Annotated in this window: 14 protein-coding genes; 11 read left to right on the top strand and 3 right to left on the bottom strand. The window is 72.4% G+C overall.

The annotated features are described in order from the left end of the window. Position 1: 1 nt before the first annotated feature. The 3 genes from KBX71_RS00920 (at position 2) to dxs (ending at position 5,456) form a co-directional block, all read left to right on the top strand. Positions 2–2,086, top strand: coding sequence for an APC family permease (locus KBX71_RS00920; RefSeq protein ID WP_210815991.1), 2,085 nt, complete (start codon positions 2–4; stop codon positions 2,084–2,086). 79 nt (positions 2,087–2,165) lie between these two features. Further along, positions 2,166–3,383 carry a class I SAM-dependent RNA methyltransferase gene (locus KBX71_RS00925; protein WP_210816246.1) on the top strand — a complete coding sequence of 406 codons (1,218 nt, stop codon included), beginning with the start codon at positions 2,166–2,168 and terminating at the stop codon, positions 3,381–3,383. 126 nt (positions 3,384–3,509) lie between these two features. Further along, on the top strand, positions 3,510–5,456 hold the full coding sequence (gene dxs, locus KBX71_RS00930; protein ID WP_210815993.1) for a 1-deoxy-D-xylulose-5-phosphate synthase: 1,947 nt from the start codon (positions 3,510–3,512) through the stop codon (positions 5,454–5,456). Positions 5,457–5,650: 194 nt separating this feature from the next. Here dxs and KBX71_RS00935 read toward each other — a convergent pair whose 3' ends face one another. Further along, positions 5,651–6,844 carry a hypothetical protein gene (locus KBX71_RS00935; RefSeq protein ID WP_210815995.1) on the bottom strand — a complete coding sequence of 398 codons (1,194 nt, stop codon included), beginning with the start codon at positions 6,842–6,844 and terminating at the stop codon, positions 5,651–5,653. A gap of 329 nt (positions 6,845–7,173) precedes the next feature. Here KBX71_RS00935 and KBX71_RS00940 point away from each other — a divergent pair, with 329 nt between their 5' ends. Both KBX71_RS00940 and KBX71_RS00945 read left to right on the top strand, forming a co-directional pair. Then, positions 7,174–8,967, top strand: coding sequence for a hypothetical protein (locus KBX71_RS00940; RefSeq protein WP_307846923.1), 1,794 nt, complete (start codon positions 7,174–7,176; stop codon positions 8,965–8,967). Then, positions 8,967–10,763: a hypothetical protein gene (locus KBX71_RS00945; protein ID WP_210815999.1), complete on the top strand. Its 1,797-nt coding sequence runs from the start codon at positions 8,967–8,969 to the stop codon at positions 10,761–10,763. The genes KBX71_RS00940 and KBX71_RS00945 overlap by 1 nt, the downstream gene beginning before the upstream one ends. A gap of 24 nt (positions 10,764–10,787) precedes the next feature. On the opposite strand, the gene KBX71_RS00950 is transcribed toward KBX71_RS00945, so the two are convergent. Further along, positions 10,788–12,686 (bottom strand): hypothetical protein, encoded by a 1,899-nt coding sequence (locus tag KBX71_RS00950; RefSeq protein ID WP_210816247.1) that lies wholly within the window; start codon positions 12,684–12,686, stop codon positions 10,788–10,790. Between the two features lie 126 nt (positions 12,687–12,812). Here KBX71_RS00950 and KBX71_RS00955 point away from each other — a divergent pair, with 126 nt between their 5' ends. Both KBX71_RS00955 and KBX71_RS00960 read left to right on the top strand, forming a co-directional pair. Next, on the top strand, positions 12,813–14,093 hold the full coding sequence (locus KBX71_RS00955) for a PQQ-binding-like beta-propeller repeat protein (protein ID WP_210816001.1): 1,281 nt from the start codon (positions 12,813–12,815) through the stop codon (positions 14,091–14,093). After that, on the top strand, positions 14,090–15,373 hold the full coding sequence (locus KBX71_RS00960) for a PQQ-binding-like beta-propeller repeat protein (RefSeq protein ID WP_210816003.1): 1,284 nt from the start codon (positions 14,090–14,092) through the stop codon (positions 15,371–15,373). Before KBX71_RS00955 ends, KBX71_RS00960 begins: the two co-directional genes overlap by 4 nt. On the opposite strand, the gene KBX71_RS00965 is transcribed toward KBX71_RS00960, so the two are convergent. Next, positions 15,374–16,525 carry a peptidase C39 family protein gene (locus KBX71_RS00965; RefSeq protein WP_247682709.1) on the bottom strand — a complete coding sequence of 384 codons (1,152 nt, stop codon included), beginning with the start codon at positions 16,523–16,525 and terminating at the stop codon, positions 15,374–15,376. Positions 16,526–16,668: 143 nt separating this feature from the next. Here KBX71_RS00965 and KBX71_RS00970 point away from each other — a divergent pair, with 143 nt between their 5' ends. From KBX71_RS00970 to KBX71_RS00985, 4 genes are all read left to right on the top strand, one after another. After that, positions 16,669–17,337: a response regulator transcription factor gene (locus KBX71_RS00970; RefSeq protein ID WP_196927823.1), complete on the top strand. Its 669-nt coding sequence runs from the start codon at positions 16,669–16,671 to the stop codon at positions 17,335–17,337. A gap of 114 nt (positions 17,338–17,451) precedes the next feature. Continuing rightward, entirely contained in the window at positions 17,452–18,615 is a 1,164-nt protein-coding gene (locus KBX71_RS00975) for a cell wall metabolism sensor histidine kinase WalK (RefSeq protein ID WP_210816010.1), read from the top strand. Positions 18,616–18,799: 184 nt separating this feature from the next. After that, a complete protein-coding gene (locus KBX71_RS00980; protein ID WP_210816012.1) occupies positions 18,800–19,204 on the top strand; it encodes a VOC family protein in 405 nt (134 codons plus the stop codon). Next, positions 19,201–19,632, top strand: a complete 432-nt coding sequence (locus tag KBX71_RS00985) for a VOC family protein (RefSeq protein ID WP_210816014.1) — start codon at positions 19,201–19,203, stop codon at positions 19,630–19,632. Before KBX71_RS00980 ends, KBX71_RS00985 begins: the two co-directional genes overlap by 4 nt. Positions 19,633–19,699: the final 67 nt, after the last annotated feature.

Consider the following 19,699-nt stretch of genomic DNA (forward strand, 5'->3'; position numbering starts at 1 on the left):
CGTGGCCAGTCCCACCTCGCTGCTGAAGCGGCTTCTTCTCGGTCGACCGTTCCGGTCCGACCGGCTTCAGCACACCCTCCTGCCGAAGCGCATCGCGCTGCCCGTGTTCGCGTCCGACGCGCTGTCCAGCGTCGCGTACGCGCCCGACGAGATCCTGCTGACCCTCTCCATCGCCGGTGCGTCCGCGTACTTCTTCTCGCCGTGGATCGCGCTGGCCGTGGTCGTGGTCATGCTCACCGTGGTGGCGAGCTACCGGCAGAACGTGCACGCCTACCCCTCCGGCGGCGGCGACTACGAGGTGGCCACTGTCAACCTGGGACCGAAGTTCGGTGTCGGGGTGGCCAGCGCCCTGCTTGTCGACTACGTGCTCACGGTGGCGGTGTCGGTCTCCTCCGGCGTGGCCAACCTCGGCTCGGTGGTGCCGTTCGTGGCCACCCACAAGGTCCTCATCGCGGTGCTCGCGGTGGTCCTGCTCACCGCTGTCAACCTGCGCGGGCTGCGCGAGTCGGGCACGGCGTTCGCCATCCCCACCTACGGCTTCGTGATCGTGATGCTCGGGATGCTGCTCACCGGGCTGTTCCGGGTCTTCGTGCTGGGCGACGAGCTTCGCGCGCCGAGCGCCGACCTGGTGATCCAGGCCGAGCACAGCGTGACCGGTTTCGCGCTGGTCTTCCTGCTGCTGCGGACGTTCAGCTCGGGCGCCGCCGCGCTCACCGGCGTGGAGGCGATCTCCAACGGGGTGCCGGCGTTCAAGGCGCCCAAGAGCCGCAACGCCGCCACCACCCTGCTGCTGCTCGGCACCATCTCGGTGAGCATGCTGGTCGGGATCATCTGGCTGGCCCGGCTCACCCACCTCCAGTTCGTCGAGGATCCGGGCCTCCAGATCGTCTCCGGCCCCGAGGGGTACGTGCAGAAGACGGTCACCACCCAGCTCGGCGAGACGGTCTTCGGTGCCGGGTCGATCCTGCTCTACGTGCTGGCCGGGGTGACCGCCCTGATCCTGTTCCTCGCGGCGAACACCGCGTTCAACGGTTTCCCGGTGCTCGGTTCGATCCTCGCCCAGGACCGCTACCTGCCCCGCCAGTTCCACACCCGGGGCGACCGGCTGGCCTTCTCCAACGGCATCACCTTCCTGGCCCTCTTCGCGATCGTGCTGATCGTCGGTTTCCAGGCCGAGGTGACGAAGCTGATCCAGCTGTACATCGTCGGGGTCTTCGTCTCGTTCACCGTCTCCCAGGTCGGCATGATCCGGCACTGGAATCGGCACCTGCGCACCGAGCGGGACCCGGAGGCACGCCGCCGGATGGTCCGCTCCCGGGCGATCAACACGTTCGGCGCGGGCCTGACCGGCGCGGTGCTGGTGATCGTCCTGATCACCAAGTTCCTGCTCGGCGCGTGGATCGCGATCGCCGCGATGGCGGTGATCTACGTGCTGATGCTGGCGATCCGCCGGCACTACGACCGGATCGCCGTCGAGCTGACCCCACCGGACGAGGGTCGGGCCGTGCTGCCCGCCCGTAACCACGCGATCGTGCTGGTCAGCAAGGTGCACCAGCCGACGTTGCGGGCCATCGCCTACGCCCGCGCCACCCGACCGGACACACTGACCGCCGTGACCGTCAACGTGGACGAGAAGGACACCCGGGACCTGCAGTCCGACTGGGAGCGCCGGGAGATGGCCATCCCACTCACCGTGATCGACTCGCCGTACCGGGAGATCACCCGGCCGATCCTGGACTTCGTCGCGTCCACCCGCCGCAAGTCGCCGCGGGACGTGGTCACCGTGTTCATTCCGGAGTACGTGGTCGGTCGTTGGTGGGAGAACCTGCTGCACAACCAGAGTGCGCTGCGCCTCAAGGGCCGGCTGCTCTTCGAACCGGGGGTGATGGTGGTCAGCGTGCCGTGGCAGCTCGCGTCGACAGCGAGCAAGAACCTGGACCGGCTCGACGCCGCGCTGTCCCGGACGCCGGCGCGGGGGCCCCGGAGCACCGGGTCGCCGCTGGTCGCCGCCCCGCCGGTGGTCTCCGCGCCGCCCGGCGAGGGTGAGCCCGGGGGCAGCGCAACGATGGAGAACACCCGTGACTGAGCCGAGCGTTCAGCGGACCGCTCCTGGGACGCCGTCGGCACCTGCCTCGTCTGCCTCGTCGTCCGCCTTCGAGCGGGGCCTGACCGAGGCGGACCGGGTCGAGCTGACCGTCGACGCGGTCGCCCCCGGCGGGCACTGTGTCGCCCGGGTGGACGGGCAGGTGGTCTTCGTCCGGCACGCGCTGCCCGGCGAACGGGTCGTCGCCGAGGTCACCGAGGTGCACCGGGGGTTCGTCCGGGCCGACGCGGTGACCGTGCTGGAACCCTCACCGGACCGGGTCGAGCCGCCCTGCCCGTACGCGAAGCCGGGTGCCTGCGGTGGCTGCGACCTGCAGCACGTCGCCCCGGCCGCGCAACTGGCCTGGAAGACCGCAGTGATCCGCGAGCAGCTGGTCCGCCTCGGCGGGCTGACCGACGTCGAGTTGGACCGGCTCGACGTCCGGGTCGAGGCGCTGCCCGGTGGGCTGCTCGGCTGGCGCTCCCGGGTCCGTTACGCGGTCGACGCCGCGGACCGGGCCGGCCTGCTCAAGCATCGCTCGCACGAGGTGGTGCCGATCGACCGCTGCCGGATCGCCCACCCGGCCATCCAGCAGCTGCCGGTGCTCATCCCCACCGGCGCGCTCTGGCCGGCCGCCGAGGCGGTCGAGACCGTCGCCAGCACCGGCGGGGACGTGACGGTCACGGAGGTCCGCGACGGGGTGCCCACCCCGGTCAGTGGCCCGGCCGAGGTCCGCGAGGTCGCCGTCGGACGGGACTGGACGCTGCCCGCGTCCGCGTTCTGGCAGGTGCACCCGGCCGCGGCGGACGTCCTCTCCACGGCGGTGCTGGAGTTGCTGGACCCGCAGCCGGGCGAGGTCGCCTGGGACCTCTACGGCGGCGCGGGGCTGTTCGCCGCGGCTCTCGCCAGCCGGGTCGTCGACGCCCGGATCACCCTTGTCGAGTCGAGCCGGGACGGAGTGGACGCCGCCCGGGCCAACCTGGCCGACCTGCCCCAGATCGAGGTGGTCGCCGCCCGGGTGGAGACCGCGCTGACCCGCCGACGGATCACCGGCCCGGTCGACGTCGTGGTGCTCGACCCGCCGCGCTCCGGCGCGGGCGCCCAGGTGGTGCGGGACATCGTCGCCGCCGGCCCGCGGGCGATCGCGTACGTGGCCTGTGACCCGGCCGCCTTCGCTCGGGACGTGCGTACCTTCGCCGACCTCGGTTGGCGGCTGGCGGCGCTGCGGGGCTTCGACCTCTTCCCGATGACGCAGCACGTCGAGCAGGTCGGGCTGCTGCTCCCGCCGGAGGAGCGGTAGACCCCGCGCGTCGCGCTGCTTTCCAACGCTTGACCTGTTGCTCAGCCGCCGACTCCCCGCCCAGCCCGGGTGCGCGGGGTTCGGGCCGAGCTGCGGAGTACCGGGCGGCCGATAGACTCTCCGGTCATGAGCGTTGAAGAGGACACGGCCAACCACGGCCGGCTGCTGGGGACGGTTCGGGGTCCGCAGGACGTCAAGCGGATGTCCGGCGAGGAGCTGGACGTCCTCGCCGCCGAGATCCGGGACTTCCTGATCACCAAGGTCTCCCGTACCGGCGGGCACGTCGGGCCCAACCTCGGTGTGGTCGAGCTGACGCTCGCCATGCATCGCGTCTTCGACTCCCCCCGGGACCGGCTCCTGTTCGACACCGGTCACCAGGCGTACGTACACAAGATCCTTACCGGGCGTCAGGCCGGCTTCGACAAGCTCCGCCAGCGCGGTGGCCTCTCCGGCTACCCCAGCCAGGCGGAGAGCGAGCACGACCTCATCGAGAACTCGCACGCCTCCACCGCGCTGTCCTACGCCGACGGCCTCGCCAAGGCGTACGCCCTCCGGGGCGAGGCGCGCAGCGTCGTGGCAGTGGTCGGCGACGGCGCGCTGACCGGCGGCATGTGCTGGGAGGCGCTGAACAACATCGCCACCGCCGGCAACTCCCTCGTGATCGTGGTCAACGACAACGGCCGGTCCTACTCGCCGACCATCGGCGGCCTGGCCGACCACCTCTCCTCGCTGCGGCTCAACCCCGGCTACGAGAAGGTCCTCGACACCGTCAAGGACGCCCTCGGCTCCACGCCGCTGGTCGGCAAGCCGATGTACGAGGTGCTGCACGCGGTCAAGAAGGGCATCAAGGACGCGGTCGCCCCGCAGGCCATGTTCGAGGACCTGGGCATCAAGTACGTGGGCCCGGTGGACGGGCACGACGTGACGGCGGTCGAGGCGGCGCTGCGCGCGGCCAAGAACTTCGGCGGCCCGGTCATCGTGCACGCGGTCACCCGCAAGGGCTACGGCTACCGTCCCGCCGAGGAGGACGAGGCGGACTGCCTGCACGGCCCCGGTGGCGCCTTCGACGTGGAGACCGGCGCGCTGCTGGCCGCCCCGGCAGTGAAGTGGACCCACGTCTTCGCCGACGAGCTGCTGGCCATCGCCGACGAACGCCCGGACGTGGTGGGTATCACCGCCGCGATGGCCGAGCCGACCGGCATCGCCAAGCTGGCCCGCAAGTACCCCGAGCGGGTGTACGACGTGGGCATCGCCGAGCAGCACGCCGCCACCTCGGCCGCCGGGTTGGCGCTCGGTGGTCTGCACCCGGTGGTCGCGGTCTACGCCACCTTCCTCAACCGCGCGTTCGACCAGGTTCTGCTGGACGTGGCGATGCACAAGCTGCCGGTGACCTTCGTACTGGACCGGGCGGGCATCACCGGCCCGGACGGGCCCAGCCACTACGGCATCTGGGACATGGCGGTCTTCGGGGTGGTGCCGGGGCTGCGGATCGCCGCTCCCCGTGACGCCGCCACCCTGCGCGAGGAGCTGCGCGAGGCGGTGGCCGTCGACAGCGGCCCGACAGTGGTGCGGTTCCCGACCGGCGCGGTCGCCGCGGACCTACCGGCGCTGCGCCGGGTCGGCACTGTCGACGTGCTGGCCGAGTCGGCCCGTACCGATGTGCTGCTCGTCGCCGTCGGCTCCTTCGGGCAGCTGGGCATGGAGGTGGCCGCCCGGGTCGCCGAGCAGGGGTACGGGGTGACCGTCGTCGACCCCCGCTGGGTGCGCCCGGTCCCGGCGGAGCTGGTCGACCTGGCCGCCCGCCACCGGCTCGTGGTCAGCGTCGAGGACGGCGTCCGGGTCGGCGGGGTGGGCGACGCGCTCGCCCAGGCGATGCGCGACGCCGACGTCCGGGTGCCGCTCAAGGACCTGGGTGTGCCGGCCGACTGGCACCCGCACGGCACCCGTGCGCAGATCCTCGCCGACCTGGGCCTGACCGCCCAGGACGTGGCTCGCAACGTCACCGGTTGGATCTCCGGCCTGGACGCCACCCCGGACCGCCTCACCGCCAGCGACGCGGCCGCGCAGAACTGACGAGAACGAACGACGGCGGGCGCCCCCCGGGACGCCCGCCGTCGTGCACCCATCCCGACCCCGGCCGGGCCCAGCCCCGCGCCCTCGCCTCGTCGATCTTGCACTTTCGGTTGGCGTGATGCGCCTTGAGCACCGATTTGTCGGTGCAGAAAGTGCAAGATCGCGCGGAGTGGGGGGTGGGGGTGGGCAGGGGACTAGCGGGGGGAGATTGAGCGGTAGTGGGTCTTGTCGGTGTTGGCGAGGCTGTAGGTCTGGGAGCGGGACGGGGTGGGGATGACCGCCAGGCCGGGTCGCTCGACCAGCAGAGGAGTGCCCGGCGGGACGGACAGGGAGCTGTCCCGGGTGGGCCGCCAGCTCAGCACCACCAGCGGCTGACCGGGCACCGGCAGTTGGTACGCCTGCAACGGGGTGGCCCGGTCCGCGGGTGAGACGACGGGTGCGCTTCCGTCGGCCGGTCGGTAGATCACCGCGGTCATCGCGCCGGCGTCGGTGTCCCAGCTGAGCTGCTGCAACTCGGCCGGCTCGCCGCCGCCGAGGGCGACTTCGCCGAGCGACCGCACCGTGAGCTTCGCCATCGGCCAGGACGTCGGCACCGAACGCGGGGCGTCCCGGTCCCCGATCCGGCGCGGGATGCTGCCGAACGGGCCCCGATCGCCGGCCAGCACGCAGGTGTCCAGGCCGGTGAGCGCCCGCCGGCCCGTGCCGGACTCGTCGCGGACCAGCGGGTAGCGCGGATCGACGGTGCCGGTGCCCAGGTCGAGCAGCCGGTCGGCGGCCCGCCCACGGGGCAGCGACTCAGTGGTTCGCAGGGTCGCGGTGACGCCGACGGCCGAGCAGGTCGGCACGTTGACCGGTGCGCTGAGGCCGTCCGCGATGGTCAACGTCCGGTCCTGTGGCCCGAGGAGTGTCTGCACCCGGGCCGAGACCAGGTAGCGCCGCCCGCCGGCCGTCTGCACCGGCAGCACGTCGGAGTAGACGAGGTAACCCGGGTCGGTGTACTCGGTGGCGCGGGTCACCGCGTACCGGTCGCCCTCGCGGGTCAGTTGCAGCAGCCAGGACGCGCTTTCGCCGGGTACGTCGGCGGCCACCAGCGCCACCGGGGCGCCGTCCACCCGCCCGGAGAAGAGGATGCCGGACGAGGGCAGGTGCGCGCGGTCGTCGGCCGGCGACCGCCAGCCCCGGACGGCAGCGGTGACCGCTGCCGTCGCCGCGGTGTCCCCGGCGAGCTCGCCGCGGGGCGGCCACACGGCGAGGGTGCCGTCCAGGCTGTCGTACCCGACCCGCAGGTCCTGCGGCTTCCGCTCGGCTACCGGACCGCAGGCCGTGCTGGCCAGCAGCGCGCTCAGCAGGACGGGAAGCGCCCTGCCGTACCGACGGCCTGGAGTCACCTGGCCCGCCCCCGATCGCCTCGCCGTCGCTGTCGGAAAGCGCCATAGTACGAGATGTCCGGTGCGGAACCTCAGTTGGCCGGCACCCGACCCGCCACAATGGACACCACCGGGGCTTTAGGGCGTTTTGGTTGCTCGGGTAGACTCCGCCGACTGTGACGCCTGCCGAGTCCCGCGCCCTGCCCGCGCCGCACACGGAGGCGGCAGCCGACTCCGCCGAGTTGGTGAGCTACCGCACACCGGTCGGCCTCTTCGCCGGCCCGCCCGCGCTGACCGCCCCCACCACGGAACCAGCCGAGCCTGCGGAACCAGCCGAGCCCGCGACGCCGGTGCAGAGCGCGGTACCGGCCGAGAGCGCGGTGCCGGCGCGGGCGCGGTGGCGTCAGTGGACTCGCCGGCGGCAGCACCTGGCGGTGGGCGGGCTGTTTCTGCTCGCCGCGCTCTGGGTGACCAGCCGGATCTGGCTGGACCCGTCCGGCCGGGTGGCCTCGCTCTACACCGGTGACCCGGCCCAGGTGCAGTTCTTCCTCGCCCACTCGGTACGTGTGGTGCTGCACGGCGAGTACCCGTTCTACACCGAGCAGTTCAACTACCCGGACGGCGTCAACCTGATGGCCAACACGGCCGTGTTGGCGCTGGGTATCCCGATGGTCCCGGTGACGCTGCTCTTCGGGCCGGCGGTCTCCTTCGTGGTGCTGGTCACGCTGGGCCTCGCCGGCACCGCCATGGCCTGGTACCTCATGCTCTCCCGCCACCTGGTGCGTACCCCGCTCGCGGCGGCGGTCGGCGGCTGGTTCTGCGGGTTCTCGCCCGCGATGCTCTCGCACGCCAGTTGGCACCCGAACATCATCAGCCAGTTCCTGCTGCCGTTCATCGTGTGGCGGGTGCTGGTGCTCACCCGCTCCAGGAAGCCGGTTCGGGACGGGGCTCTGCTCGCCCTGCTGGTCGCCGCGCAGGCGTTCATCAACGAGGAGATCCTGCTCTTCACGGCGCTGGCCTGCGGCGTCTTCCTGCTGGCGGTGCTCGCGCAGGAGCCGGCCCGGTGGCGGGCGGCCTGGCGGCCCCTGGGCGCCGGCGTGGTGACCTGCGCGTTGCTGGCCGGGGCGCTGCTGGCGTACCCGCTGTATGTGCAGTTCGCCGGGCCGATGGCCTACCACGGGCTCAGTGACGCGGTGCAGGACTACGGCAACGACATCGCCTCCTTCTTCGCCCCCGGATCGCCCACCCTCGGCGGCAACCAGCGAGCCAACATCAACCTGGCGCCCAACTACTCCGAGGAGAACGCCTTCTTCGGCTGGAGCCTGTCGCTGCTCGCCATCGGCATCGTGGTCTGGCTGCGCCGGGAGCTGATCGTTCGGGCGCTCGCGGTGACCGGCGTGTTCTTCGCCGTGCTCTCCCTCGGCGAGCGGGTCTCCTGGTGGGACCGGGAGCTGATCAGCGGGCCGTGGCAGTGGTTGGTCCACCTGCCGCTGCTCGACGCGGTGGTGCCGACCCGGTTCGGGCTGATCACGAGCGTGGTGATCGGTCTGTTGCTCGCGCTCGCCGTCGAGCGGGCCTGGGCGCTGCGTCCGGCCGACCGCCGTACCGTCCGCGTGCTCACCGCCGCGGGCCTGGCCTTCGCGTTGCTGCCGATCGCGCCGATGCCGCTGCGAATGGTCTCCCGACCGCCGGTGCCGGACTTCATCACGGCGGACCGTTGGCGGGCGTACGTCGGGCCGGACCAGACGCTGGTGCCGATCCCGGTGCCCAGCATGGGCAACACGCACGGCATGCGCTGGGCGGCGGCCACCAACCTCGACTTCAAGATCCCCGGCGGTTACTTCCTCGCGCCCCGTAACGGCAACACCGGTGACGCGGGCCGGTTCGGCGGTCGTCCCAGCGGGGTGGGTCAGATGCTGGAGGAGGTGGCGACCACCGGCCGTACGCCCAACCTCGACGACCGGCAGCGTCGGCGCTTCACCGACGAGCTGCGGCACTGGCGGGCGGCGATCCTGGTGTTGCCGGTGCGGCAGCAGAACGCCGAGCCACTGCGTCGTACGGTCGAGGAGCTGGTCGGTCCGGGTCGCCAGGAGTTGGATGTCTGGGTCTGGGACGTCCGGACGCTCAGCGACCGTTCGGTCTGATGACCACCGGGACGACGTCCCCCAACACCTCGTCGCCGGCGACGGTCGGCACGTCCCGTCCGGCCTGGTTGCGGGACGCGCTGGTGGTGGCCGGTTATCTGGGCCTCGCCGTGCTGGTGACCAGTGGGCAGTGGGGTCGTCCGGGGCAGCTGTTCCACCAGGCGGGTGACCAGATCCTCTTCGAGTGGATGCTGGCCCACGCGGCGCACGTGGTGGTCGCGGGGGAGAACCCGCTCTACAGCACCGGGTTGAACGCGCCCGACGGGGTCAACCTGATGGCGAACACCTCGGTGCTCGGCCTGGGTGTCCCGCTGGCCCCGGTCACTCTGCTCTTCGGCTCGCAGGTGGCGTTCTGCGTGGCGGTCGTCTGCTGTCTCGCCGGGACCGCCGTCGCCTGGTACGTGCTGCTGCGCCGCCGGCTGGTCCGCGCCCGGGCCGCGGCCGCGGTGGGTGGGCTGATCTGTGGCTTCGCCCCGGGCATGATCGCTCAGGCGGGCGCACATCTGCACATCGCCGCCCAGTTCCTGGTGCCCGCGATCCTCGCCCTGGTGTTCCGGCCCGCCTCGGGCGACGCACGGCACGACGTGTGGCGGCCCGGCGTCGGCCTCGGGTTGCTGCTCGTCTGGCAGGTCTTCATCGGCGAGGAGGTGCTGGTCTTCCTGGCGCTCGCGGCCGGGGTCTTCGCGTTTGCCTACGCGCTCGCCGACCGGGTGGCCGCACGGCGACTCGCGCCGGCCCTCCTCGGCCGGCTCGCGGTGGCGGCCGGCGTGGCGGCGGTGCCGCTGGCGTACCCGCTGTGGTTCCAGTTCCACGGCCCGCAGCACTACTCCGGGATGGCGTTCGCCACGCAGGGCTTCCAACTGGACGTCGCGTCGTTCACCGCGTCGGCCCGGCAGACCGTGCTGGGCGACGACTGGCTGCCGGGGTTGCTCTCGCCGAACCCGACCGAGGAGAACTCGTTCTTCGGCCCGGGCCTGCTGGTGCTCGCCGTGGTGATCGTGATCTGGCAGTGGCGACGACCGCTGGTCCGGGCACTGGCCGTCGCTGGTGTGGTCTTCGCCCTGCTCTCGCTCGGCGGCGAGCTGCGGGTGGACGGTGAAGCCACCGGCGTTCCGGGACCGTACCGGCTGGTGGCAGAGCTGCCGCTGCTCGACCTCGCGGTGCCGGCCCGATTCGCGTTGGTCTGCGTACCGGTGCTGGGTGTGCTGGTGGCGCTGTCCCTGGACCGGGTCCGGGCCGCGCGTGCTCCGAACGTGGCGCCGGGCCTACCGGTGCGGTTGCTGTGGGCCGGCGCGGTCACCGCCGCGTTGCTGCCCCTGATGCCGACGCCGCTGCGCGTGGTGCCGGTCGCGCCGGTGCCGGCGTTCATCGCCGACGGCGACTGGCGTCCGCTGGTGCCGCCCGGTCGGACGGTGGTCGCCGTGCCCCCGGTCACCGGTGCCGCGCGTAGCCCGGTGATGCTCTGGTCCGCCCGTACCGGTCTGAGGTTTTCCGCGCCGGGCGGTTACTTCATCGGCCCCAGCGGCCCGGACGACCCGGCGGCCCGCTGGGGCGCGCCGGACCGACCCACGTCGGTGCTGCTCCGGCAGGTGGCCGACACCGGCGCGGTGCCGGTGCTCACCGACGTCGACCGCGGCCAGGCGGTCGAGGACCTGCGGCACTGGCGTGCCGCGGTGGTCGTCCTCGGTCAACTGGAGCACGGTGACCCGGTCCGCCGTACCCTCGACGATCTGCTCGGCCCGGGCCGACCGGTCGACGGCGGGTGGTTGTGGGATGTCCGGGACCGCGTCGGCTGAGCCGACCGATGAGCCGGTCTTCGACTAACCCACCAGGGTGCGGACGTTCCAGACCCAGACGTCGTCGACCCGCTGGGGTGGCCCGAGCAGGGCGGTGACCAGCTCACGGAGCACCGCCTCGCGGGGGTGCGCCCCGAGCACCACCACCGACGCCCGCCAGAACCGCAGGTCCTCGACGACCTGACGGCGATTCTCGTCGGTCAGCGCCGGAACCGTGCCACTGTCCATGGTGGAGTAGATGAGGGAGCTGGTCGGTCGGTTCGGCGCGCCGAAGACCCCCTCACCCAGTTCGTTCGGGCCGATGAAGTAGCCGCCCGGAACGGGGAACTCCTGCCCGGTCAGCGCACTCCACCGCAGCGTCGGCAGGCCGTGCACGTTGCTCGGGATCGGCACCGGCACCAGGGTTCGACCGGCCGGAACGTACGGCCGCCAGCCGCCCGCCGTGATGAAGTGCGGCGGCGGGTCGATCTGCTGGGCGGGCAGCGGGCGCGGGAAGAGCGGCAGCACGGCGAGCGCGACCGCCGCGTACCCCACCGGTCGCAGCCACCGACGACGCGCCGCGACCGGCGCGGGCTCGGCTCCCGCGGCGGGCTTGGCGGGCTCGGCCGGGGCCGTTTCGCCGGTGCGCTGGGCCGGCACCCGCGGCCGGTCGGCCACCGGGCGCCCCTGGCGGTGCGCGGCGTCCCAGGTCAACGCGAGCAGTACGCCCACCGCGGCGGCGACCACAAGCGTCAACCGGGTCGGCATCATCATCTCGACCAGCGGCAGGTCGTCCGACACGTAGGACCAGGGCCCCTTCACACCGGTCTCGACACCGTTGAAGCGCACCCACGGCCCGATGGCGGCCACGCTGAACACCACGATGAGCACCGCGGCGATCCGCGCGGCCACTGAGCGGCGGACGAGCAGCACCAGCGCCACCACCGAGAGCAGCACCAGCGGCCAACCGAACCAGGTGTTCTGCTCGGTCAGACCGATCGTCTTCTCCACGGCCGGGTCACCGGCCCAGGTGTCCCGGGCGAAGGTGACGAAGGCCACCAGGTCCTCGCCCCAGTTGTGGAACACGCCGCCCTGCAGGCCCCGGTAGGACTGCGGGCCGTTGAACTGGAACCAGATCGGGTACGCGGTGAGCACCAGGGCCAGTCCACCCGCGACGCCGAGCCCGGCCAGGAACGGGCCGGCGGCGGCCCGGGTGGCCCGCGGCCGCTGCACGGCGTACGCCAGCACGATGACCAGGCAGGCCAGCGCGGTGAGCAGCAACATCTCCTCGTTGATGAAGATCTGGTACGCCACCAGCGCACCGAGCACAAGCCCGTTGCGCCGCCACCGGCCCGGCTCACCCAGGGTCAGCACCCGCACCACGATCAGCGGGAGCAGGAAGTTGGACACGAAGTTCGGTTGGCCGTTGGCGTGGTGGATGATTCCCGGCGCGAAACCGAGGAACGCGCCGCCGACGAACGCCGCCGCCCGGGAGCGCACCAGGTGGCGGGAGAGCATCCAGTACCCGGTGCCGGCGGTGGCCGCCAGCGCCGCCCCCAGGTAGAGCGCGTACATCACCTGGGGGCCGAGCAGCATGGTCAGCGGGGCCAGCGGGGCTGTCACCCCGAGCAGCGAGGTGTTGGCCATCATGTTCACCCCGTCCGGGGCGTTCTGACGGGCCGTGAACAGCGGATTCTCCAGGTGCCGCACCGAGAACGCGCCGTGCGCGAACAGCCACTCGAACCAGCTGTGATCGGTGGGCAGGTGCGAGGAGACCCGGCCGTTGACGTCACCCCAGTAGTTGAGGCAGACGAAGACGCCCAGCAGCACATAGGCTCCGAGGGCCAACAGGTCGGCTCGGGCCGGACGGCGTCGAGGCCGTCGTGTCGACTCGACCTCGGCCTGGTCGACGTCGGTCAGGGGATTCAGCGAAGGGTCTACCACCGGCACAGCCACGACGCGCCATCGTACAGGCGCGGTTCCGTCGCTTTTGCCGGGCCGGTGGGCTGACGGTCGGTTTGCCGGACGGCGACCCTTCGGCCAGCCTTACTGGTGACGGAAGGACGGGCGTTGTCGATCATCGAGCTGGGCGAGGTCCGGGACGAACCCGTGTCGGCGCCTCCGGTTCGTCGCCCGCGCGCCGCCGGTCGCCCGCTGCGCAGCGCCGCGGTGCTGCTGCTCGCCCTGGTGGTGCTGGGCGGTGCGACCCCGACACCACAGCGGACTGTGTACGCCGTGCCGGCGTCGCGCACCTCCACCGCGTACCTCGCCGGGGACGGCGTCTTCGTGGTCGACCCGCCGGCACCCGAGGGGGACCGGTTCCTGACGGCGTACGCCCAGCCGTCGGCGACCGGCGTCGGGGTGCGGCGGCGGTGGCAGGCGCCGCTGGCCCGCACCGGTAACTACCTCGACGTCCGGGTCGAACGGGGGCTGGTGTTGACGCTGGCGGTCAACGCCCCGAACCGGTTGTTCCAGACCACCGCCTTCGACGCCGTGACGGGCCGGCAACGCTGGCAGCACCCCGGTGCTCCCCAGCCGGCAACCGGCGGTGGTCTGCTGGTGACCAACGGCCGGGAGGACGGCTCGGGCAGGATGAGCGGCATCGAGCGCGACACCGGCCGGCTGCTCTGGTCGGTGCCGCTCCCTTCATCCGCCAGCCCCTCCTACCACCTCAACCCCGAGGGTCAGGTCGACAGGTTCGTGCTCCTGCAGCCGACCGGCGAGGTGCAGGTGTACGACGCCGGCACCGGCCACCTGCTGCGCAGCGTCGACACGCTGCCCGCTGACCGGTCGGCGTACCAGCGGGTGCAGGTCGTCGACGACCTGCTGCTGCTCGTCCCGCCGGGCAGTACCCGGCTGGTGAGCTTCGGGCTGGCCGACCTGGAGCCACTGTGGACGGCCGAGGTGACGCTGGTGTCGCATGTGCTCGGCTGCGGCGGTCTGCTCTGCGCGGTGCCGCAGATCGGCGGTCTGCAGGTGCTCGATCCGGCCACCGGCGCAGTGCGGTGGTCGGAGTCGGGCCAGGACGTCCTGGCCGACGTCCGGTACGGCCGACTGCTGATGACCGTGCCCGGCCAGGGATACACGGTGCGGGACGCGGCGACCGGGCAGGAACGCGTCGACTTGGGCGAGTGGAGCCTGCTGCCGGTGCTCCGACCGGACGATCCGCTGGCCGGTGTGCGGCGCGGCGACGACGGCCGGATGGTCGTCGCCGAACTCGATCTGGTGACCGGCCGAACACGGATCGTCGACGTGCTGCCGGGCGTCGCCGGCAGTTGCCAGGCGTCCCTCCCGGTCCTGCTCTGCCAGCGCCTCGACGGCACGACCGCGCTATGGAGGTTGACGCGATGACCGACTCGGTGATCGACCTCGGCGAGCTGCGGCACGGTCCGGACCCGGACCCGCTGCCCCGCCCGCCCCGCGCTCACGGTCGCCCGCTGCGCTGCGCGCTGGTCGTGCTGCTCGCGCTTGTCACGCTCGCCGCCGCGGCCGTGCCGCCATCCCGGCGGGCCCCGGTGACGCTGCCGGCCCGGCCCGGGTCCGACGTCATGATCGACGGTGACCTTTTCCTGGTCATGGAGCCGACCAACTCCGCGACACGGCAGACGCGGCTGGCCGCGTATCGGCTGCCCGGCGGCGAGCCGCTCTGGCAGGCGCCGCTGTCGGCGGAGGCCCGCTACTGGGGGATGAGATCGCTGGCCGGGATGGTGCTGGTCACCGGCTTCGAGATCGGCCCGGAGGGTCGGGAGACACGCACCGTCGCACTGGACCGGGCGACCGGGGCGTACCGGTGGCAGCAGCCGGGCGTCGCCTACGAGCTGACCGACGGCAACCTGCTGCTGCGCAGCGGCGGCGAGACCGAACCGTCAAGTGTCCGCGCGGTCGATCCGTGCTGCGGCACCGTGCGCTGGCAGCTACCCCCCACCATCGCCGAGATCAGCATCCGGGACACCGGGCGCGGGGTGGACCGGATCGTGCTCAACCAGGCGAACGGACTGGTCGAGGTACGCGACACCACTACCGGCGCGGCGCTGGCCCGTGCCGAGATGCGCCCACCCGGCGGCGCACGGCTGGGAATCGAACTGATCGACGACCTGCTGCTGGCCATCGACAGAGGCTCGGGCACGATCAACGCGTACGGGTTGGACCGGTTGGAGCGACGCTGGACACGCGCGAGCGGCCCGATCGAGTTCGCGTTGGACTGTGGGCCCGTCGTGTGTCTCCGCACCGGTGGCAACGAGCTGCAGGCGCTCGACCCCGTGACCGGCGACGAGCGCTGGCGCAGTGACCGCTGGTTGTGGGGCTGGCCGTACGAGAGCCGGCTGATGGCCAACGTCAGCGGCTTCGGTCCGATGGAGCAGTACATCGTGCTCGACGCGCTGACCGGCCGACAGTTGGCCGACCTGGGCAGGTGGGAGCTGTACCAGCTCGGTGTCGGCGGCCGGTTGGTCGGCATCCGCCGGCATCCCGACGGAGGGGTGCTCGTCGGCGAGTTGGACATCGCCGCCGGCGAGGTGCGCATCGTTGACGTGTTGCCCGATGCCACCGGGGAGTGTCAGGCGATCACCGGTTACCTGGTGTGCGGTGCCACCGCGGCCGGCTCGTACCAGCTCTGGGAACTGGCCGACTGATCACCAGTTCGCCTGGGCGGGCGGCGGGGGCAGCGGCACCGACTCGGGTCGCAGCACGTACGCCACCCCGCCACTGCCGCGCTGCCAGACCGCCTCGAACCCCCACCGGGGCACGGTACGACGGACCGCGTCGTCGTCCGGGGCGTACGGGTCGTTGAGCACCGGGTCGCCGTCGGCGGTGAAGCCGACCAGCACCATCAGGTGCCCTCCGGTGTCGTACCCGAGCCCCGGCACCTCGTCGGCCCGGAACGCGGCGGAGACGATCAGGGGGATGCCGGCCGCGACGAACGCCTCCGCCTCGACAAGTGACCGCAGTCGGGTGACGAACGCGTCCACCCCGTGCAGACCGGCGTACGCGGTGTTGAACGGCCAGTTGCCGGCCCCCGCGTACGCGTGGTCGTAGCACTGTCGGGCGGCGTGCACCACCACCGGACGCGGTCCGGACGGCTCCACCCAGGCGTAGCGGTCCGGTGTCGGCTCGGCACCCCAGTAGGCGAGCACCATCGAGGTGCAGGTGGGGCTGCACCAGGAGTCGCCGCCACCACCCCACTGCGGGTACTGGCCGGCGTGCAGCCGCTGGGAGTAGCGGGGCACGTCCAGCACGATGCCACGGGCGGCGGTCGAGGTGGGCTCGCGCGCGTACCCGTGGTCGGTCGGGGTCGGCCCGGTGGCGACCGCGCCGATGCTGCGCAGCACCGGGCCGGTCGGGCTGCCGGCGGGCCGGCACAAGGTCACCCGCGCCTGCCAACCGGTGACCGTCGCTCCGGTCACGAGCAGGGTGTCGGTGTCGACCCGGGCGGCGCTGTCGCGCTGTCCGGGCAGCGAGGTGCGTCGTACCGTGTGGTCGTCGGCGGCCCAGCGGGCCAGCCGGTACCAGTCGGTGCTTGGCGTGTCGTCGTGCCAGCCGCGCAGCTCCACCTCGATCCAGCAGCCGTCCGGGGTGTCCGCCGTCCAGGACGGCACCACCTCGGCGACGGCGAAGCCGACAGACACCGGCGGCGACGTCCAGGTGCCCCGCTGGGCGACGCCGTCGAGGACGAGCCCTCGACCGCCGGCGCGCAGGCCGTCGCCGCTGCCGCCGGCCGCGTCGGCCGGCAGGTGGAAACCCCGGTAGGCGATGTCCCGTCGGGTGGGTGGTGCCGCAGTGGTCATGCCAGGTCCGTCCGTCGCTCGGTGCCGCCGGCCAGCATCGCGTACGCCGCGGTGGCCCGCAACGCCGGCCGGTGCGGGTGGCGAGGGACGATGGGTTGCCGGCCGGCACTAGGTTGTCGGTGGTCAGCAGCGAGGAGGCCGGGATGCGGGTACTGGTGGTCGAGGACGAGCGCAACCTCGCCGACGCGATCGCACGCGGGTTGCGCAAGCGGGGGATGGCGGTCGACGTGGCGTACGACGGCGACGCCGGCCACGAGGCGGCGTTCGTCACCCGGTACGACGTGGTGGTGCTCGACCGCGACCTGCCTGGTGTCCACGGCGACCAGATCTGCGCCGACCTGGCGGCCTCCGGCGCGTTGACCCGGGTGCTGATGCTCACGGCCAGCGGCACCGTGGCCGACCGGGTGGAGGGGTTGCAGCTCGGCGCGGACGACTACCTGCCCAAGCCGTTCGCCTTCGACGAGCTGGTCGCCCGGGTGCAGGCGTTGGGCCGGCGGGCCACCCCGGCCGCGCCGCCCGTGCTCGAACTGGCCGACCTGGTGCTCGACCCGGCCCGCCGGGTGGCCACCCGCGCCGGTGTGCCGATGGACCTCACCAACAAGGAGTTCGGGGTGCTCTGCGAACTGCTCAAGGCGCGCGGCGCGGTGGTCTCCAGTGAGGAACTGCTGGAACGGGTCTGGGACGCGAACACCGACCCGTTCACCACAATCGTCCGGGTCACCGTGATGACGCTGCGCAAGAAGCTCGGTGACCCGCCGCTGATCGAGACGGTGGTCGGAGCGGGCTACCGCACCGCCGAGGTGGGAGCGTGAGCGCGAGGAGTGAGCCGGGTTTGCGAGCCCCGCAGTCGCGAACCGGGGTCGTGCTGTGAGCGCGAGGAGTGAGCCGGGTTTGCGAGCCCCGCAGTCGCGAACCGGGGTCGTGCTGTGAGCCGGCGGTTGCGGCCCACTCTGCGGTTGCGGCTGACAGTGCTCAACGGTGTGCTGCTCATCGGGGCCGGAGCGATCCTGGTGCTGCTGGCCTGGCTGCTGGTGCGCGACGCGTTGCGACCCACCGACGAGTTGGTGCCCGGCACCATCGTGTTGCTGTCCGACGGTCGGGAGATGGACGCCGCCCAGTGGCAGCGGCAGTTGGTCGACGCCGCCTCCGGGGAGTTGCTGGCCAAGGGCCTGGTCGCGCTGTTGGCGATCAGCGTGGTCGGGGTGGCCGGCGCGTACGCGGTGGCCGGCCGGGCGCTGCGCCCACTGCACCAGGTCACGGCGACAGCGCAGCGGCTCGGTGAGGCGACCCTGGACCAGCGGATCGGCTACTCGGGCGCCGACGACGAGGTGGCCGAGCTGGCCAAAACGTTCGACGCCATGCTGGACCGGATCGCGTCCGCGTTCGAGGCCCAGAAGCGTTTCGTGGCGAACGCCTCGCACGAGCTGCGTACCCCGCTCGCCGTGATGCGGACGGAGATCGACGTGACGCTCAGCGACGACGATGCGGACGCCGCCGAGTACCGACGGATGGCGACAGTCGTCCGCGACGCCTCCGAACGGGCCAACGGCCTGGTGGACGCGCTGCTGGTGCTGGCCCGCAGCGAGGCGCAGGCCGGGCGGCAGCTGGGCCGGCGTACCGAGTGTGACCTCGCCGCGGGCACCGCCAACGCATTGTCGGCGATGCGCCGCGAGGTGGAACGGATCGGCCTACGGGTGCAGACGTCGCTGGAGTCCGCCCCGGTCGTCGGCGACCCGGGGCTGCTCGACCGACTGGCCGGAAACCTGATCGAGAACGCGGTCCGCTACAACCACCTGCACGGCCGGCTCTGGGTGCGTACCGGCACCGACGGCGACCGGTCCTGGCTGGTGGTGGGGAACACCGGTTTCGAGGTGGACCAGGCCGACGTGCCGGGACTGTTCGAGCCGTTCCGGCGCGGTGGCCGGGAACGCACCGGCGCCCGGGGCTCCGGCCTGGGGCTGTCCATCGTCCGGGCGGTCTGCGGCGCGCACGGCGGCACCGTACGGGTGGTCGCGCAGCCCGGCGGTGGCCTGGAGGTGACGGTGACCCTGCCGGCGGTGGACGCCCCGGCGCTGCCCGCCGCCGGCTGAGCCGGGGGTGCCCGGTTCGGCGGGGTTGCGCCGCGCCTCCGGCCGATGGCAAGATCGCCGGGTCAGCTCGGAGAGAGTGAAGGGGGGTGCGTTGATGTCCATCAGTCAGGGCTCCGCATCCCGGGTCTTCGCAGGCTGACCCCGGGCGGCGGAGCGTCCCCATCCGAAGATGGAGTGACCACCCGTGTATCCACGGATCCGCAACATCAGTTTCGACTGCCACGACACGTACACCCTGGCCGGCTTCTGGTCGGCGGTGCTTGGCTACGCCCGGCTCCCGGAGGACGTTCCGGGTGACCCGGAAGCTGCCCTGCTGCCGCCGGACGGTGCCACGCCGAACATGTTCTTCCAAGCGGTGCCCGAGGACAAGGTGACCAAGAACCGGGTCCACATCTGCCTGGAACCGGTCGACCGGACCCGCGACGAGGAAGTCGAGCGGGTGCTCGGCCTCGGGGCCAGCATGGTCGTCGACCGGCGGCGCACCGACGGGACGGGCTGGGCGGTTCTCGCCGACCCGGAGGGGAACGAGTTCTGCGTGGTCCGCAGCGCCGGGGAGCGGGTCGACACCACTGTGGAGGACCAGACATGAGTTCGACGATCCACAACATCAGCATCGACTGTCACGACACGTACGCGCTCGCCGGCTTCTGGGCGCAGGTCTTCGACTGCCCCCGGCAGCCCGACGACTTCCCCGGCGACCCGGAGGCGATGCTCCTGCCGCCGGGTGGCCCGGAGGTGCTGTTCATCGCGGTGCCCGAGGGCAAGACGGTGAAGAACCGGCTGCACCTGGACCTGCAACCCGCTGATCGGACCCGGGCCGAGGAGGTCGAGCGACTGCTCGGCATCGGCGCGACGTTCGTCGCCGACCACGTCGGCCCGACCGGTGGTGGTTGGGTGGTGCTCGCCGACCCGGAGGGCAACGAGTTCTGCGTGCTGGGCAACGCCGCCGAGCGGGCGGCAGCGGCAGCGGCGCGGGCCGCGGCGCTCGCCACGTCGGAGGTTGCCGAGCCGGCCTGACCGCCAACGTACGGCACGGGGCCCCGGCCACCCCTCGGGTGGCCGGGGCCCCGGCTCCACGCTGCTG

Origin of the sequence: Micromonospora sp. D93, assembly GCF_018070365.1 — a bacterium.
Lineage (GTDB): Bacteria > Actinomycetota > Actinomycetes > Mycobacteriales > Micromonosporaceae > Micromonospora > Micromonospora ureilytica.